Raw genomic sequence first — 17,239 nt, forward strand, 5'->3', positions numbered from 1 at the left:
AATTCATTTCCATTCTTGCACAACGGGATGATAAATACAGTCATCCGCCCGCTCCCGCCGCGGCGTCCTGTTAAAGCTTGCGCTGAATGTAATCTTCAATACGGGTGAAGATGCCCGCCTGCTCTACCGGCTGCAGAGTCACCAGCGGATAGCTGGTCAGCAGCTTATCCCCTTCCACCAGCTGAATGGTGCCAACCTGTTCATGCAACTTAAGCGGCGCTTCGAGATTTTTATTATCGACCACGTAGCGCGCTTTGATTTTCTGCACATCATCACGCGGCAGGGAGAGGTAAATATCTTTCTCGCTGCCGAGAGGAACGCTGTGCGGCTTGCCGTACCACACTTTCTCATGGCCGATTTCCCTGCCGGCATGGAACAGCTGTACGGTATCAAAGTTGTTCTGCCCCCAGGTCAGCAGTTTTCGCGCCTGCTCTTCCCGGCCTTTGGTACTTTTTCCGCCCATGACCACGGCGATCAGGCGGCGCTGCCCCTCAACGCTGGAGGCGATAATATTAAACCCGGCGCTTTCGGTGTGGCCGGTTTTCAGGCCGTCCACATGCAGGGTTTTATCCCACAGCAGCCCGTTTCGGTTCTGCTGGGTAATGCCGTTCCAGGTCAGCGATTTTTCACTGTACATCTGATAGAAATCCGGCTCGCCGCTGATGATCGCCCGGGAGAGGATCGCCAGATCGCGGGCGGTGGTGAACTGCCCCGGCGCATCCAGACCGTGAACGGTTTCAAAGTGACTGTTGATCATGCCCAGCTTGCTGACGTACTGGTTCATCAGATCGACAAAGCTGGACTGGCTGCCCGCCACGTAGTCGGCCAGCGCCACGCAGGCATCGTTACCGGAGTCAATAATCACTCCCCGGCTCAGGTCGCGGACGGTAACTTTATCGCCGGGCTTGATGAACATCAGCGAAGACCCTTTAAATACCGGGTTACCGGCGGCCCAGGCGTCTTTACCAACGGTAACAATATCATCGCGGCTGATGCGCTTTTTATCGATAGCGCGATCCACCACATAGCCGGTCATCAGCTTGGTGAGGCTGGCCGGGTTTCGGCGTTCATCAGGGTTGCCCGCCGTCAGAATTTGCCCGGTAGTGGCATCCATCAGCACCCAGGAGGCGGCATCAATTGCCGGAGGGGTAAGCGGGAACGTCAGCGCGTTCTCAGCGGGGATATCTTCAGCACGCGCCACCGTACTCAGTAATAAAACCAGGCATACACTTCCAAGCTGACGCTTCTTCACCGCTAAATCCTCGAATTAACCAACAAAAACAGCGCATGTTGTACGAGATATCGCGTGGCAAAGTGTAATAAAATTGCAAGAAAGTGTGAATAAATCAGCGCATTACCGCATCAGCTGGCTTTCGGGGTCAGGTACTGCATTTTCACCGCGTCAATCAGCGCCTTACAGTCGGTGAAACGATCCTCAGCCCGCTCGGCCCCCAGCGTGACCACCAGCAGCAGCTGATTGTTGGGCATGGAGACGACGCAGGCCAGATTGTAGATAGGCGTCAGCGTACCGGTTTTACCACCAATCACTTCCAGGTCGGAAAACAGCAGGTTATTGGTATTGGAGATAGTTTCGATACGCGGCGTATCGCCGAACACCTTCAGCCGGTAGTTCTGCGTTTTCCAGCTGCGCATGATCAGCGGATAACGGGTGGCGCGGGCCACCATCTTCAGGGCACCAATCACGCTGGCATGATTGCTCCCCAGCCCGGAAGGCGTGGTAAACAGGGCCGATCCCATGCCAATCGCACGTGATTTCGCATTCATCTGGCGAACCCAGCGAACCAGCGCCTGTCTGTCGGTATAGTCGGTCACCCCTTCCGCACTCAGCAGCTTACCGCCCCAGATGCGGGCAATCATATTGGCGGTGACGTTGGAAGACGGCAGCATCAGATTGTAGAAGGCGTCGTTAACGGAAATCGATTCGCTGACGTTGAGGTTTGCCCCGGACCCCAGCGCGGAATCGGCCTCGGTACGGGTCAGCAGCGTGGTGAGATCGGGTTTGAGGTCAGCCAGTACCATCGCGGTTAATATTTTGGTCATCGACGCCATCTGCTGCAGATCGCGATCGCCCTGCGTATACAGCGCTTTCGACACGACCGGTCCCGGCCCTTCATTAATCAACAGGATGCCAGCGGCTTTCGAGCTGCTCAACGCAACGGGCGGAATGGCTAACAGATTAACAGGCAATTTATTCCCCGATTTCAGACAGTAACCCGGTTTAATTGTAACCCGTAACCGGCCGGCAGGCGAGAGGCGGAAAACAGCTTAGCGCACGATCGTCTGAAAATGAGTGGCCGCTTTTTGCCACAACGACTGAGCCTGACGGAGCGCGGCACATTCGTCACTTCAGAGCGGCGGGATTATGGTTTACCATGTAGGCAACGTCGTTCTGTATCGCTCAGGGCCATATGAACAAAGTGAACGGATATAAAATTTGAAAAACGATCGCGCACAGCCTACCTTCCTCTTCCACGATTACGAAACCTTCGGTAAAAGCCCCTCGCTGGACCGACCGGCGCAGTTCGCTGGGATCCGCACCGATATGGATTTCAATATTATCGGGGAGCCGGAAGTGTTTTACTGCCAGCCCGCCGACGACTATCTGCCGCAGCCGGAAGCGGTGATGATCACCGGCATCACGCCCCAGGTGGCGCGTGCGCGCGGCGTGACCGAAGCCGAGTTTACCCGCCGGATCCACCAGCTGTTCAGCGAACCCGGTACCTGCATTGTCGGCTATAACAACGTGCGCTTTGATGATGAGGTAAGCCGCAACCTGTTCTATCGTAACTTTTACGACCCCTACGCATGGAGCTGGCAGAACGGCAACAGCCGCTGGGATTTGCTGGATGTAATGCGCGCCTGCTACGCCCTGCGCCCGGACGGCATTGTCTGGCCGGAAAACGACGACGGTTTTCCCAGCTTCCGCCTTGAGCATCTGACCAAAGCTAACGGCGTTGAGCATGCCAACGCGCACGATGCGATGTCCGATGTCTATGCCACCATTGCCATGGCGAAGCTGATAAAGGAGAAGCAGCCCAGGCTGTACGAGTTCCTGCTGACCCACCGCAATAAGCAAAAAATTACCGCGCTGGTGGATATTCCGCAGATGAAGCCGCTGGTGCATATCTCCGGGATGTTCGGTGCCGCGCGCGGCAATACCAGCTGGATAGCCCCGCTGGCCTGGCATCCCGACAACCGCAACGCGCTGATTACCTGCGATCTGGCCGGCGATATGACGCCGCTGCTGACGCTGGATGCAGACCAGCTGCGGGCGCGGCTGTACACACGCCGCGATGAGCTGGGCGAGGACTCGCCGGTTCCGCTTAAGCTGGTGCATATCAATAAATGCCCGGTAGTGGCCCCGGCCAATACCCTGCGGCCGGAAGATGCGGCGCGGCTGGATATCGATCGCCAGCGCTGCCTGGATAACCTTACGCTGCTGCGTCAGCATCCGGAAGTGCGTGAAAAAGTGGTCACGCTGTTTGCGGAAGCGGAGCCGTTTACCCCGTCGGAAGATGTGGATGCCCAGCTGTATAACGGCTTCTTCAGCGATGCGGATCGCCAGGCGATGAACATTATTCGTCAGACGTCGGCGGAGAATCTGCCGGCGCTGGACCTGACTTTTGCCGATGCCCGTATTGAGAAGCTGCTGTTCCGCTTTCGCGCCCGCAATTTCCCCGGCACGCTGGACGATGCCGAGCAGCAGCGCTGGCTGCAGCACCGTCGCGAGATGCTGAACCCGCAGCGCGTGCAGGACTATGTGCAGGAACTGGAGGCGCTGTTTAACCAGCATGAAGGGGATGCCGCGAAGCTGGCACAGCTTAAAGCGCTGTTTGAATACGCCCGCGAGCTGGTGTCCTGACGATCATCTCCGGCGGCGGGATCGAAAAAGGGCGGTTCATGTGAACCGCCCTTTTTTATGGCCTGACGCAAATCGACAAGGCGATTACATCAGGTCTTCACTGCACTGTGGCACCGGATTACGGAAGCTGCGGGTCACGAAGGCCAGATAGATCAGGCCAATTGCGCCCCACACCAGGCCGAGAACCATTGAGCTCTCTTCCAGGTTAATCCACAGCGCGCCAACGGTCAGCGCACCCAGCAGCGGCAGGATCAGGAAGGTGAAGTTATCCTTCAGCGTTTTATTACGCCCTTCGCGGATCCAGAACTGCGAAATCACCGACAGGTTAACGAAGGTAAACGCCACCAGCGCACCGAAGTTAATCAGCGCGGTCGCCGTCACCAGGTCGAAGGTGATGGAGGACAGCGCGATGGCGCCAACCAGCAGCACGTTCAGTGCCGGGGTACGCCACTTCGGATGGATGTAGCCGAAGAAACGCTCCGGGAACACGCCATCACGCCCCATCACGTACATCAGACGCGATACGCCAGCGTGGGCGGCCATGCCTGAAGCCAGTACGGTCACACAGGAGAAAATCAGAATACCGAACTGGAAGGCTTTGCCCGCCACGTACAGCATGATTTCCGGCTGGGAGGCATCCGGATCTTTAAAGCGAGAGATATCCGGGAAGTACAGCTGCAGGAAGTAAGAAACCACGACAAAGATAACGCCACCGATTAACGCGGTCAGGAAGATCGCTTTCGGGATTACGCGGCCTGCGTCTTTGGTTTCTTCAGACAGCGAGCTGATGCCGTCGAAGCCGAGGAACGAGAAGCAGAGTATGGTTGCTCCCGTAATCATCGGGACGACGTGGGCATTTTCGGACCAGAAAGGTTTGCTGCTGACCAGCGTACCGGCACCTTCGCCGTGCGCCACGCCCCAGACAACCATGCCCATAATGACCACCATCACCGCCACCTGCAGCACGACGATCACGCTGTTGAAGTTGGCAACGGTTTTAATCCCTTTCAGGTTAGACAGGGTCATAAAGCCCACCAGCATGATCACGAATATCCATGATGGAATGCCGGGAACCAGTGCTTCCCAGTAAATTTTGGCCAACAGAATGTTGATCATCGGCATAAACAGATAATCAAGCAGTGAAGACCAGCCGACCATAAAGCCGACGTGCGGGCTGATGGCTTTCTGCGCATAGGTATACGCCGAACCCGCAGACGGGAAACGACGAACCAGCTGGCCGTAGCTCAGCGCGGTAAACAGAATAGCAATCAGCGCAAATGCGTATGCAGTTGCTACGTGACCGTCAGTTAAGCCGGAAACAATGCCAAAGGTATCGAAGAGGGTCATTGGCTGCATGTAAGCCAGGCCCATCATCACTACAGGCATTAACGTCAGCGTTTTCTTCAGGTGAGCGCGTGGCTGTGCGCCAGCAGTAGCGGTATTAAGCGACATGATTCAGCCTCCCCATAGAGTCAACCTTTCTGGGTTGCACCACAGGGAAACTTCGCGTACTGCGATAGTCTTTCTTAAGAGGATTGAGGGAATAGCAGGCAGGAGTAAAGAGAGATCCTGCTTTCGCGCCGTAGTCGTCGCGTTGGCGAATGCCAGCAGATGCTGGAGTAAGAAGATGTTGCCCCATGTTTGTTTCCTCAATAAGACACGTCACTGTGTGTGCTGAAAGCTTATATCTATCCGGTTATGAACCGGCCTCTTAAAATACGAAATTCATTTACCTGCATAAAAAAAATAACCGCCGCCAGGATTAATTAGCGTCGGTTACGTGATCTTTCTTTAATGCAGGGCGCGTATTTTGCACCAAACGGAGGCGGCCTGACAAGCTTTTGAGACGTCCAGTTACAAATTTACGGATTATCCTATTGAACAAGGCACGTTTACACGGTCGATTGCGCTTTCCCAACGCCCGCCAGACACCACCTTCAGGCGTTTTTCAGCATCCAGTCAATCTCCGTGGCGGTGATCAGCCGCTCGAAGTGCATCAGCTCATGATGCTTGCAGCTGTGCCAGACGAAGCCAAAGCGCGTACCCAGCAGTTTCTGTAATGCATGGCTTTGTTCAAACTCATACAGCGCATCGCTCTGGCGAATCGGCAGCGGATTCCCCTCCGCCTCATGACCGTTGCCTTTCACCGCCACGGGCAGCGGCAGCTGATTGTCCAGTCCGTGCAGAATACCGGCCAGAATCACCGACATCACCAGATACGGATTGGCATCGGCACCGGCCACCCGGTATTCCACGCGGTGACTGTCGCTGTCACCGCAGGGGATGCGCAGCGCCACGGTGCGGTTGTTATGGCCCCAGGAGGCCTGAAGTGGCACAAAGGCATCCGGCAGGAAGCGGCGATAGGCGTTGACGTTCGGGGCCAGCAGCGCCATCGACGCCGGCATCAGATCGATCATGCCGGCCAGCGCGCGCTTCAGCAGCGGCGAATCGCTGCCGTCATCGCAGATAAACGCATTATGTCCAGCGGCATCCAGCATGCTGATATGCACGTGCATGCCGCTGCCGGCGTACTCTTCATATGGCTTGGCCATAAAGGTGGCATTCATGCCGTGGCGTTCGGCCACCTGGCGGATCAGCCGCTTCAGCTGTATGGCATGGTCGCAGGCGCTCAGCACGTTGCGGGTGTGATGCAGGTTAATCTCAAACTGGCCGGGAGAGGCTTCCGCCAGCGCACCGTCTGCCGGAATGCCCTGCTGTTTCGCCAGATCGTCTATTTCACTCAGCACGTCGGCAAAGTGGTCGAGGTTGTCGACGGAATAGACCTGGCTTTGCATATTGCGCTCGTCGCTGCCCGGCGCGCACGGCGGCTGAATGTAGCCCTCGGCATCGCGCTGCTTGTCGACCAGATAGAACTCCAGCTCTACCGCTACCACCGGGAACAGCCCTCGGTTACGCAGCTGTTGCCACAGCTGGTTGAGAACATTGCGGGGTTCAACGTCAAAGGGAGTGCCATCTTGGTTGCGCATGGTCAGGAGAATTTGCGCCAGATGCTGAGGATCGGAAGCGGAGGGGATTAACGAGCCTTCAACCGGAACGCAGATGTTGTCCGGTTCGCCCAGCACCTGTCCCAGGCCCGCTTCTTCAACGGTGTTGCCCAGGATGTCCATAGCGTAGACGGAAGCCGGGAAGTAACAGCCCTTTTCCAGTTTCTTCAGGCTGGCAATCGGAATGCGTTTACCGCGGAAGACACCATTTAAATCATTGAGGAGAATATCGACGTACTGCGTTTCAGGATGGCGTTCCAGGTAAGTCTGCACTTCACTCTGGAACGCGGTGGTTCGTTTCTCTTCACTGTGCCGCGTGAAGTCTTCAACTTCGACAATATTGGTCATGATGCCACCCACCAGGTTCGTTTCGTTGTTGAGCGTTGCTCAAAATAACAGCCACACTATTAACATAGCGCCAACACAAAGAGTGTGCAAATGTAACCAATCGCTTTATTTTTCGCCTCATCACGTTTGAATATTACCCAACCCGTTGCTAGATTGACATAATATTGCACAGTTTTGCGCCACGGGCGGTTCCACCGGATGATATTTTTAACAGTGTAACGGGGTGAGAATGGGCATTATTTTTGACAAGCCATTGATTGGCGTGGTGATGTGCCAGATCGACAAAAGCGGCCATTCGACGCAGATGGTGCACAACAAATACCTCGACGCCGTGCTGCTGGCCGGCGGCATCCCGCTGGCACTGCCTCACGGACTGATGTCGGCCCCTCATCTATTAGAAAATGCTATGGCGGTAATGGACGGAATTCTCCTGACCGGCAGCCCAAGCAATATCGAACCCCACCATTATCATCAAGCCGGTGAAGAGCCGGATGCCGACCCCGGCCGCGATCGGCTGGCGTTTGCCCTGATCAACTACGCGCTGGAACAGCACATGCCGCTGCTGGCCATTTGCCGGGGCTTACAGGAGCTGGTGGTGGCCACCGGGGGGACGTTACATCGCGAGCTGCACCGGGTCGCCGGCATGCAGGATCACCGTGAAGACCCCGCTCTGACGCTCGACGAGCAGTACGCACCGGCTCACGAAGTCTGGCTGGAGCCGGACGGCCTGCTCTCTTCGCTGGTGAACAACGCCAGCAGGCTGCGGGTCAACTCGCTGCACCAGCAGGGGATTCAATCGCTGGGGTCGACGATGCGCCCCGAAGCACGCTCCGCCGATGGCCTGATCGAGGCCGTCAGCCATGCTCAGCATCCCTTTGCCCTGGCGGTGCAGTGGCATCCGGAATGGCAAAGTGGCGAATCGGAGTCCTCCCGCCAGATTTTTGACGGCCTGATAACGGCCAGCCAGCGTTTCAGGAAGGAAAAACGATGAGCGAAATCACCCTGGCTCCCGGACGGCGTTTATCCGAACTCCGGCAGCAGATGGGGTTATCCCAGCGCCGCGTGGCGGAACTTTCAGGTCTGACGCACAGCGCAATCAGCACCATCGAACAGGATAAGGTCAGCCCTGCGGTGAGCACGCTGCAAAAATTACTCAAGGTGTATGGTCTGTCGCTGTCCGAGTTCTTCTCGGAGCCGGTGGTGGATGACGTGCCCAAAGTGGTGATTGAAGAGCACGAGCTGATCGATATCGGTGGCCAGGGGGTTTCACTGCGCCTGATCCACAACGGCAATGCCCGCAGAACGCTGGCCATGCTGCTGGAAACCTACGAACCCGGTGCCACCACCGGTGAGAAAATTCGCCATCAGGGTGAGGAAACCGGCACGCTGCTGGAGGGCGAGATCACGCTGAATATCAACGGCCAGAGCTATCACCTGCATGCCGGGCAAAGCTATGTCATTGATACCGGTAACCCCCACAGCTTTACCAACGCCTCTACCCGGCGCTGCCGAATCGTCAGCGCCCATACGCCCGCAACGTTTTAGCCATGAGTAACCCGGTGCAGCCGGGGATAAGGGAAAAACTATGCATGTGAATAGCTACTATGCAGCAACCGCCAACCCGCACGATGCCTGGCCGCAGCTGGAGGAGAGTATTCAGTGCGACGTGTGCATCATCGGTGGCGGGTTTACCGGCCTCTCTTCGGCATTGTTTCTGACGGAGGCGGGCTACGATGTGGTACTGCTGGAAGCCGCGCAGGTTGGCTTCGGTGCCAGCGGCCGCAACGGCGGGCAGGTTGTGAATTCCTACAGCCGCGACGTTGACGTCATCGAACAGCGCTACGGCAGCGAGACCGCGCGGCTGCTGGGCAGCATGATGTTTGAAGGGGCGGAGATCATCCGCGACCGCATCGACCGCTACGCCATTGACTGCGATTACCGCCCCGGCGGAATTTTCGCCGCCCTCACCCCGCGACAGATGCAGCATCTTGATGCCCAGTCTCAGCGCTGGCGGCGCTATGGCAATCATCAACTGGAGCTGCTCGACCGTGAAGCGATTCGGGCCGAAGTGGGCAGCGACCGCTACGTGGGCGGGCTGCTGGACCGCAGCGGTGGGCATATTCATCCGCTGAATCTGGCGCTGGGCGAGGCCGAAGCCATTCGCCGTCACGGCGGGCGGATCTATGAACGTTCGGCGGTGACGTCCGTGCAGTACGGTACGCCGCACCGCATCAGTACCGAACAGGGCCAGGTTCAGGCGAAGTTTGTCATTTTTGCCGGGAATGCCTATCTGGCACCGCATCTGGAGCCAAGGCTGGCGAAAAAGAGTCTGCCCTGCGGCTCGCAGATTGTCGCCACCGAACCGCTCTCCGCCGGGGTGGCGCGGTCGCTGCTCACGAACAACTTCTGCGTTGAGGACTGTAACTACCTGCTGGACTATTTTCGCCTGACCGCCGATAACCGCCTGCTGTACGGCGGAGGCGTGGTCTACGGCGCGCGTGAACCGTCCGATGTGGATGCGCTGATCCGCCCCAAGCTGCTGAAAACCTTTCCGCAGCTGGCGGGCGTGAAGTTTGATTACGCGTGGAGCGGCAACTTCCTGCTGACGCTGTCCAGAATGCCGCAGTTTGGCCGCCTGGAGAACGGCGTCTACTACATGCAGGGCGACAGCGGGCACGGGGTGACCAGTACGCATCTGTCCGGCCGGTTAATCGCCGAGGCGATGCGCGGCGACGCCGAGCGCTTTGATGCCTTCGCTAAGCTACCGCATCTGCCCTTCCCCGGAGGGCGCACTCTGCGCGTGCCGCTGACCGCGATTGGTGCGGCGTGGTACGCACTGCGCGACAGACTGGGGGTTTAAATCCGGCCGGTTCGCAGTAAAATGCGAACCGGTCACCTGAGGAACCGTCATGAATTCAACCAGTAGCAACACCCGCTTCTTCGTTATCGTCGTTTTTGGCATCATCCTGTTCTGGGCGGCGGCGTACCCCCTCTCCCGCTATGTATCCAGCGCCGCCTTTGGCGAACCCACCGGCGCGATCTACAACGCCATCAACGTGCTGTTTACCGCGCTGGCTTTTACCGGGGTGGTGATTACCTTCCGCTTCCAGTACATCGAATCAGAACGATCCGCGAAGGATCTGGTTGAACGTTCCATTTTTGAACTGCTGACCACCTTCACCACCGATGAGTTTCAGAAGGTGAAAGACGAGGCGTTTCTCGCCCTGCTGATTGCGGTGAGGAACAAAGCGTATGCCGAATATCTCAGCAGCCGCCTGTTCCCAATCGGCAGGAAGCCGTTCCCTGACTCTGCCGCAGGGGTGTATGCCGAGCTGAAGCCGGAACTGAACGGAATGGGTCTGGATGAAGTGATCGCGCTGGATCGCAACGCGCGGCTGAAGCTGGATAATGTGCTTAACTTCTTTGCCATGCTTTCCCACCGCCAGGCGGCGGCGACGGTGATCCGCCATGTGGATTTCGCCTATGACTGGTGGCGGCCAACGCTGTGGATTATCGCGCAGCTGCAAAAGGAGATTAAGGACGGCAGCGAGGAAATCAGCCTGTACTGCCGCAATCCAATGCTGCACACCACGCTGGAGCGGCTGGATGAAATTTATCAGTATCCGCCAATAACGCCGGGGCCGGAGGTTTACCGCTATCTGGCCATCCATCCCTGGCTTAAAGAGCAGCGGATCGATCCGGCCTTCTTCAGTCATCCCCCGGAGAATGCGGCCTGACGTGCGAACGCCCTGCATCCGGGCAGGGCTGGCAGCGTGACGGGCCGTATCGGTTAAGGGTTACGCCAGCGGCATTTTGCCCGGGTCCGGGTAGCGGTATTCAAAGCCCAGCTCGCGGCAAATTTTGCTGCCGTCGATGATTTTACCGCCGTCTTTACTGGCTCCGTCGTCAGTAAAGGTCGGCGGCGTCAGGCCAAGCTGGCGCGCGACGGAGGGATAAAACGTCTCTCGCGCGGGATGGACCGGAGCACACAGATTGTAAACGTGGCCGCCTTTCGGGCGCTGCAGCAGCAGCCGGATCGCCTCGATCACATCCTCAAGATGCACCAGATTCACTCCCTGCGCGCCGTTGCTTAACCCCTCTTTTCCGGCCAGGAAGCGCCCCGGATGACGTTTCGGCCCCACCAGACCGGACAGTCGCAGAATGTCCACGGACGTGTGCGGCAGCTGGTGCAGCCAGCTTTCCAGCTCCTGCAGCGTGCGCCCTGCCACGCTGACCGGCATCAGTTCAGTACTTTCTTTGGTCACGCCGGGACGATCGCCATAAACGGACGTTGAACTGGTAAAGATGATACGCGGTACGTTAAAGGCCAGCGCGCTGTCCACCAGCTGCTGCACGGCCAGCAGATAGCTTTCGCCGCCGGAAGCCGTGCGGCTGGCGGGCAGCGTGATGACTAGCGCATCAACGCTCAGCAAGGCGGCCAGGTCGTCCGCCTCACACACCAGTTCCGGGTTGAGCTCCAGTACGTAGCTTTCAATGCCGCACATCCGCGCGGCTTCAACCCCGTCCCGGGTCGTTTTGCTGCCGGTGACCTGCATGCCCGCGGCCGTCAGCGACAGCGCCAGCGGCATACCCAGCCAGCCCAGCCCGACAATTGCGACTCTCTTCATTCCTTTACTCCCCTCAGTTCCAGCCCGTTTAACCTCAGGCTACGCCAGCCCTGTGCCGGTGACAACCGCCAGTTGATGAGAGAATCTTTCAACATTGACAAAAAAGTGTTGCGTCATCTTCCTATCCTGGTTAGGTTAATTGTCACGATATGAATAGACATTCATCCAAGAGAATTTTATGACACGCGTTCAGTTTAGCCATCATCATCACCATCACCCTGACTAGTCTTTCAGGCGATGTGTGCTGGAAGACGTTCAGGATCTTCCAGTGGTGCATAAACGCGAAATGGCCCCCGGAAGATCACCTTCCGGGGGCTTTTTTTTGGGCGCAATATACCGCCCGAATGCTGAGATGACAGGCTGACCGCCCGCATAATGAATATAAAGCAGACAGGAAAAGAGGATTAGCACCGATGTTAGATAACACCCGTTTACGCATAGCTATGCAGAAATCAGGCCGTTTAAGTGACGAATCACGCGAACTGCTGGCACGCTGCGGCATTAAAATTAACCTGCAGCAGCAGCGTCTGATCGCCTTCGCTGAGAACATGCCGATTGATATCCTGCGCGTACGCGATGACGATATCCCGGGCCTGGTGATGGATGGCGTGGTTGACCTCGGCATTATCGGTGAAAACGTGCTGGAAGAAGAGCTGCTGACCCGCCGCGCTCAGGGCGAAGATCCGCGCTATTTCACCCTGCGTCGTCTGGATTTCGGCGGCTGCCGCCTGTCGCTGGCGATGCCGGTTGATGATGAATACACCGGTCCGGCCTGTTTACAAAACTCCCGTATCGCCACCTCCTATCCGCACCTGCTGAAAAAATACCTCGATAAACAGAACATCAGCTTCAAATCCTGCCTGCTGAACGGCTCGGTTGAAGTCGCGCCTCGCGCCGGCCTGGCCGATGCGATCTGCGATCTGGTCTCCACCGGTGCCACGCTGGAAGCCAACGGCCTGCGTGAAGTTGAGGTGATCTACCGTTCTAAAGCCTGCCTGATTCAGCGCGACGGCGAAATGCCTGCCGCCAAACAGGAGCTGATCGACAAGCTGATGACCCGTATCCAGGGCGTGATCCAGGCCCGCGAGTCGAAATACATCATGCTGCACGCGCCGAGCGAGCGCCTGGAAGACATTATCTCCCTGCTGCCGGGTGCCGAGCGCCCTACCGTTCTGCCGCTGGCGGGCGACAAGAGCCGGGTAGCGATGCACATGGTCAGCAGCGAAACGCTGTTCTGGGAAACCATGGAAAAACTGAAATCCCTCGGGGCCAGCTCCATTCTGGTGCTGCCAATTGAGAAGATGATGGAGTAATCCCATGGCGACCACGATGACTCCCATTGCCTGGCAGGATTGCAGCGACGAGCAGCAGCAGGCCCTGCTGATGCGCCCGGCAATTTCCGCCTCGGACAGTATCAGCGCCACCGTGCGCGGTATTCTTGAGAAGGTTAAGACCGAAGGTGACGACGCGCTGCGCTACTACAGTGCCACCTTTGATAAAACGCAGGTTGATGCGCTGCGCGTCAGCGAGCAGCAAATCGCTGACGCCTGCGCGCGTCTCGGTTCAGAAATCAAGCAGGCGATGGCCGTTGCGGTCGCCAATATTAATACCTTCCACGTGGCGCAGAAGCTGCCCGCGGTGGATATTGAAACCCAGCCGGGCGTGCGCTGCCAGCAGGTGACCCGCCCACTGGCTTCCGTTGGCCTGTATATTCCCGGCGGCTCGGCGCCGCTGTTCTCCACCGTACTGATGCTGGCCACCCCTGCCCGCATCGCCGGCTGCCGCCGCGTGGTGCTGTGCTCGCCGCCGCCGATTGCCGACGAAATCCTTTACGCGGCAAAGCTGTGCGGCGTGGAGGAAGTTTTCCAGGTGGGCGGCGCGCAGGCGATTGCGGCCCTGGCGTTCGGCACCGAAAGCGTGCCTAAAGTGGACAAGATCTTTGGCCCGGGTAACGCGTACGTTACCGAAGCCAAACGCCAGGTCAGCCAGCGCCTTGACGGTGCGGCTATCGACATGCCGGCCGGCCCCTCGGAAGTGCTGGTGATCGCCGATGAGGGTGCCACACCGGACTTCGTCGCCTCCGATCTGTTGTCACAGGCCGAGCACGGTCCTGATTCTCAGGTGGTACTGCTGACCCCGTCCCTGCCGATGGCGGAAGCGGTAGCCGCGGCGGTAGACCGTCAGTTGGCAGAGCTGCCGCGTGCGGCCACCGCCGCCAAAGCGCTGGAGAGCAGCCGCCTGATTGTGGTCCGCGATTTGCAGCAGTGCGTGGAAATCAGCAACCGCTACGGGCCAGAGCACCTGATTATTCAGACCCGCCAGGCGCGCGATCTGGTCGAAAGCATCACCAGCGCCGGTTCGGTGTTCCTGGGTGACTGGTCGCCGGAATCCGCGGGTGACTATGCTTCCGGTACCAATCACGTGCTGCCGACCTACGGCTATACCGCCACGTATTCCAGCCTGGGCCTGGCGGACTTCCAGAAGCGCATGACGGTGCAGGAACTGACCCAGGAAGGCTTTATGAGCCTGGCGTCCACCATCGAAACGCTGGCCGCTGCCGAGCAGCTGATCGCCCACAAAAATGCCGTGACCCTGCGCGTCGCCGCGCTGAAGGAGAAGCCATGAGCACGAATTCCGTTGAATCGCTGGCCCGTGCAAACGTTCGCGCCCTGACCCCGTATCAGTCTGCCCGCCGCCTGGGTGGCAACGGCGACGTCTGGCTGAACGCCAATGAATATCCGCTGGCGGTGCCGTTTAACCTCAGCCAGCAGACGCTGAACCGCTATCCGGAGTGCCAGCCGAAGCGGGTGATTGAACGCTACGCCGCCTACGCCGGGCTGAATGCGGATCAGGTGCTGGTCAGCCGCGGTGCCGACGAAGGGATTGAGCTGCTGATGCGCGCCTTCTGCGAACCGGGGAAAGATGCGGTGCTGTTCTGCCCACCGACCTACGGCATGTACAGCGTCAGCGCCGAAACTATCGGCGTGGAGTATCGCACCGTTGAAGCACGTGACGACTGGCAGCTGAACCTGTCCGGTATTGCGGAACAGCTGGACGGCGTGAAGCTGGTTTACGTCTGCAGCCCGAACAACCCGACCGGCAACCTGATCAACCCGGACGATTTCCGTGAGCTGCTGGAGATGACGCGTGGGAAAGCGCTGGTGGTGGCCGATGAAGCCTACATCGAATTCTGCCCGCAGGCGTCACTGGCCGGCTGGCTGAAGGACTACCCGCACCTGGTGGTTCTGCGCACCCTGTCCAAGGCTTTTGCCCTTGCGGGGCTGCGCTGCGGCTTCACCCTGGCTAACGCCGAGGTGATTGCGCTGCTGATGAAAGTGATTGCCCCCTACCCGCTTTCGACCCCGGTCGCGGACATCGCCGGGCAGGCGCTGAGCGAAGAAGGTATTGCGCTGATGCGCGATCACGTCGGCCAGCTGATCGCCAACCGCGAAAAGCTGATTGCCGATCTCCGCCAGTGCGACTGCGTTGAAGAAGTGTTCAACAGCGAAACCAACTATATTCTTGCGCGCTTTACTGCCTCCAGTCTGGTCTTTAAGACCCTGTGGGATCAGGGTATTATCCTGCGCGACCAGAATAAGCAGCCGGGACTGTCCGGATGCCTGCGTATTTCCATCGGCACCCGCGAAGAGTGTGACCGTGTTATCAGCGCGCTGAAATCCTTACCCGGCGCAACCGTACCTCAGGAGCAAGCATGAGTCAGAAAGTCCTTTTTATCGATCGCGATGGCACCCTTATTTCTGAGCCACCGGAAGATTTCCAGGTGGACCGCATGGATAAACTGGCCTTTGAGCCGGATGCAATTCCCGCGCTGCTGTCGCTGCAGAAAGCCGGATACCGGCTGGTGATGATCACCAATCAGGACGGACTGGGCACCAGCAGCTTCCCGCAGGCGGACTTCGACGGCCCGCACAATCTGATGATGCAGATCCTCACCTCTCAGGGGGTGAAGTTTGACGATATTCTGATCTGCCCGCACAAGCCGGAAGATAACTGCAACTGCCGCAAGCCTAAAACCAAAATGGTCACCGAGTGGCTGGCGGAAGGCGCACTGGATACCGCTAACAGCTACGTCATCGGCGACCGCGCCACCGACGTTCAGCTGGCGCAGAATATGGGCATTACCGGGCTGCTGTACGGCAAAGACGGCCTGAGCTGGTCCCGGATTGAAGCGCAGCTGACGAAACGCGATCGCTACGCGCTGGTCAACCGCAGCACCAAAGAGACACAGATTAAGGTTGAAGTATGGCTGGACCGCGAAGGCGACAGCAAAATCAATACCGGCGTCGGCTTCTTTGACCATATGCTCGATCAGATTTCCACCCACGGCGGCTTCCGTATGAATATCGACGTGAAGGGCGATCTGTATATCGACGATCACCACACCGTGGAAGACACCGGCCTGGCGCTGGGCGAGGCGCTGCTGAAAGCGCTGGGCGATAAGCGCGGCATTGGTCGCTTTGGCTTCGTGCTGCCGATGGACGAATGCCTGGCGCGCTGCGCGCTGGATATCTCCGGTCGCCCGCACCTGGAGTATAAAGCCGAGTTCAGCTACCAGCGCGTGGGCGATCTGAGCACCGAGATGGTGGAGCACTTCTTCCGCTCGCTCTCTTACACCATGGCCAGCACCCTGCACCTGCGCACCAAGGGCAAAAACGATCACCATCGCGTGGAAAGCCTGTTTAAAGCCTTTGGCCGCACCCTGCGCCAGGCGATCCGCGTAGAGGGCAACACGCTGCCAAGTTCGAAAGGAGTGCTGTAATGGATGTGGTGATCCTGGATACCGGCTGCGCCAACCTCTCCTCGGTTAAGTGGGCGATACAGCGCCTGGGTTATCACCCGCAGGTCAGTCGTGAAGCCGATATCGTGCTGAATGCCGACAAGCTGTTTCTGCCGGGCGTTGGTACCGCGCAGGCGGCAATGGACCAGCTGCGCGAACGCGACCTGATTGAGCTGATCAAAGCCTGCACGCAGCCGGTGCTGGGCATCTGCCTCGGCATGCAGCTGCTCGGCTCGCACAGCGATGAAAGCGGCGGCATTCCCACGCTGGATGTCATTGAACATCCCGTTGAGCGGATGCAGGACGTTGGCCTGCCGCTGCCGCATATGGGCTGGAACCAAATCACCTCGCAGGCCGGTAATCATCTGTTCCGCGGCATTGAAGACGGTTCGTACTTCTATTTCGTCCACGGCTACGCCATGCCGGTGAATCCGTACACCATTGCCCAGTGCAACTACGGTTCGCCGTTTACCGCTGCGGTGCAGAAGGATAACTTCTACGGCGTGCAGTTCCACCCCGAGCGTTCCGGTGCCGCTGGCGCGCAGCTGCTGAAAAATTTCCTGGAGATGTAACCGGT

Annotated in this window: 16 protein-coding genes and 1 other annotated feature; of the genes, 11 read left to right on the forward strand and 5 right to left on the reverse strand. The window is 58.3% G+C overall.

What is annotated here, in order from left to right:
• Window positions 1-70: 70 nt before the first annotated feature.
• Window positions 71-1,252 (reverse strand): serine-type D-Ala-D-Ala carboxypeptidase DacD, encoded by a 1,182-nt coding sequence (gene dacD / locus PGH32_RS10555; RefSeq protein WP_337893989.1) that lies wholly within the window; start codon window positions 1,250-1,252, stop codon window positions 71-73.
• Between the two features lie 110 nt (window positions 1,253-1,362).
• Window positions 1,363-2,115, reverse strand: coding sequence for a D-alanyl-D-alanine carboxypeptidase family protein (locus PGH32_RS10560; RefSeq protein ID WP_337893990.1), 753 nt, complete (start codon window positions 2,113-2,115; stop codon window positions 1,363-1,365).
• A gap of 340 nt (window positions 2,116-2,455) precedes the next feature.
• On the opposite strand from PGH32_RS10560, the gene sbcB reads away from it, so the two are divergent.
• Window positions 2,456-3,883, forward strand: coding sequence for an exodeoxyribonuclease I (gene sbcB / locus PGH32_RS10565; protein ID WP_337893991.1), 1,428 nt, complete (start codon window positions 2,456-2,458; stop codon window positions 3,881-3,883).
• An 84-nt stretch (window positions 3,884-3,967) separates the two neighbouring features.
• Here sbcB and PGH32_RS10570 read toward each other — a convergent pair whose 3' ends face one another.
• The gene (locus tag PGH32_RS10570; protein ID WP_314427454.1) at window positions 3,968-5,335 is read right to left on the reverse strand and encodes an APC family permease; all 1,368 of its coding nucleotides are present in this window, start codon (window positions 5,333-5,335) and stop codon (window positions 3,968-3,970) included.
• A 485-nt stretch (window positions 5,336-5,820) separates the two neighbouring features.
• Entirely contained in the window at window positions 5,821-7,239 is a 1,419-nt protein-coding gene (locus PGH32_RS10575) for a glutamine synthetase family protein (protein ID WP_314427544.1), read from the reverse strand.
• A 226-nt stretch (window positions 7,240-7,465) separates the two neighbouring features.
• Here PGH32_RS10575 and puuD point away from each other — a divergent pair, with 226 nt between their 5' ends.
• From puuD to PGH32_RS10595, 4 genes are read left to right on the forward strand one after another with little or no spacing between them, the layout of a single operon-like run.
• Window positions 7,466-8,227, forward strand: coding sequence for a gamma-glutamyl-gamma-aminobutyrate hydrolase (gene puuD / locus PGH32_RS10580; protein WP_337893992.1), 762 nt, complete (start codon window positions 7,466-7,468; stop codon window positions 8,225-8,227).
• Window positions 8,224-8,781 (forward strand): HTH-type transcriptional regulator PuuR, encoded by a 558-nt coding sequence (puuR, locus tag PGH32_RS10585; protein WP_314427459.1) that lies wholly within the window; start codon window positions 8,224-8,226, stop codon window positions 8,779-8,781. The genes puuD and puuR overlap by 4 nt, the downstream gene beginning before the upstream one ends.
• Window positions 8,782-8,821: 40 nt before the next feature.
• The gene (locus tag PGH32_RS10590) at window positions 8,822-10,096 is read left to right on the forward strand and encodes an NAD(P)/FAD-dependent oxidoreductase (protein ID WP_337893993.1); all 1,275 of its coding nucleotides are present in this window, start codon (window positions 8,822-8,824) and stop codon (window positions 10,094-10,096) included.
• A 49-nt stretch (window positions 10,097-10,145) separates the two neighbouring features.
• Window positions 10,146-10,973, forward strand: a complete 828-nt coding sequence (locus PGH32_RS10595; RefSeq protein WP_337893994.1) for a hypothetical protein — start codon at window positions 10,146-10,148, stop codon at window positions 10,971-10,973.
• 60 nt (window positions 10,974-11,033) lie between these two features.
• On the opposite strand, the gene PGH32_RS10600 is transcribed toward PGH32_RS10595, so the two are convergent.
• Window positions 11,034-11,864, reverse strand: coding sequence for an SDR family oxidoreductase (locus PGH32_RS10600; RefSeq protein WP_337893995.1), 831 nt, complete (start codon window positions 11,862-11,864; stop codon window positions 11,034-11,036).
• A 178-nt stretch (window positions 11,865-12,042) separates the two neighbouring features.
• Between PGH32_RS10600 and hisL the strand changes: the two genes are divergently transcribed.
• From hisL to hisH, 6 genes are all read left to right on the forward strand, one after another.
• Window positions 12,043-12,090 carry a his operon leader peptide gene (gene hisL, locus PGH32_RS10605; protein WP_124231649.1) on the forward strand — a complete coding sequence of 16 codons (48 nt, stop codon included), beginning with the start codon at window positions 12,043-12,045 and terminating at the stop codon, window positions 12,088-12,090.
• Window positions 12,066-12,188, forward strand: a sequence feature (His leader region). Its footprint overlaps the gene before it by 25 nt.
• Window positions 12,189-12,277: 89 nt before the next feature.
• The gene (gene hisG, locus PGH32_RS10610) at window positions 12,278-13,177 is read left to right on the forward strand and encodes an ATP phosphoribosyltransferase (RefSeq protein ID WP_314427467.1); all 900 of its coding nucleotides are present in this window, start codon (window positions 12,278-12,280) and stop codon (window positions 13,175-13,177) included.
• Between the two features lie 4 nt (window positions 13,178-13,181).
• Window positions 13,182-14,489, forward strand: a complete 1,308-nt coding sequence (hisD, locus tag PGH32_RS10615; protein ID WP_337893996.1) for a histidinol dehydrogenase — start codon at window positions 13,182-13,184, stop codon at window positions 14,487-14,489.
• Entirely contained in the window at window positions 14,486-15,580 is a 1,095-nt protein-coding gene (gene hisC, locus PGH32_RS10620) for a histidinol-phosphate transaminase (protein ID WP_337893997.1), read from the forward strand. Before hisD ends, hisC begins: the two co-directional genes overlap by 4 nt.
• Window positions 15,577-16,644, forward strand: coding sequence for a bifunctional histidinol-phosphatase/imidazoleglycerol-phosphate dehydratase HisB (gene hisB / locus PGH32_RS10625; protein WP_337893998.1), 1,068 nt, complete (start codon window positions 15,577-15,579; stop codon window positions 16,642-16,644). The genes hisC and hisB overlap by 4 nt, the downstream gene beginning before the upstream one ends.
• A complete protein-coding gene (gene hisH, locus PGH32_RS10630) occupies window positions 16,644-17,234 on the forward strand; it encodes an imidazole glycerol phosphate synthase subunit HisH (RefSeq protein WP_337893999.1) in 591 nt (196 codons plus the stop codon). The genes hisB and hisH overlap by 1 nt, the downstream gene beginning before the upstream one ends.
• Window positions 17,235-17,239 lie beyond the last annotated feature (5 nt).

It is taken from the genome of Erwinia sp. SLM-02, assembly GCF_037450285.1.
Lineage (GTDB): Bacteria > Pseudomonadota > Gammaproteobacteria > Enterobacterales > Enterobacteriaceae > Erwinia.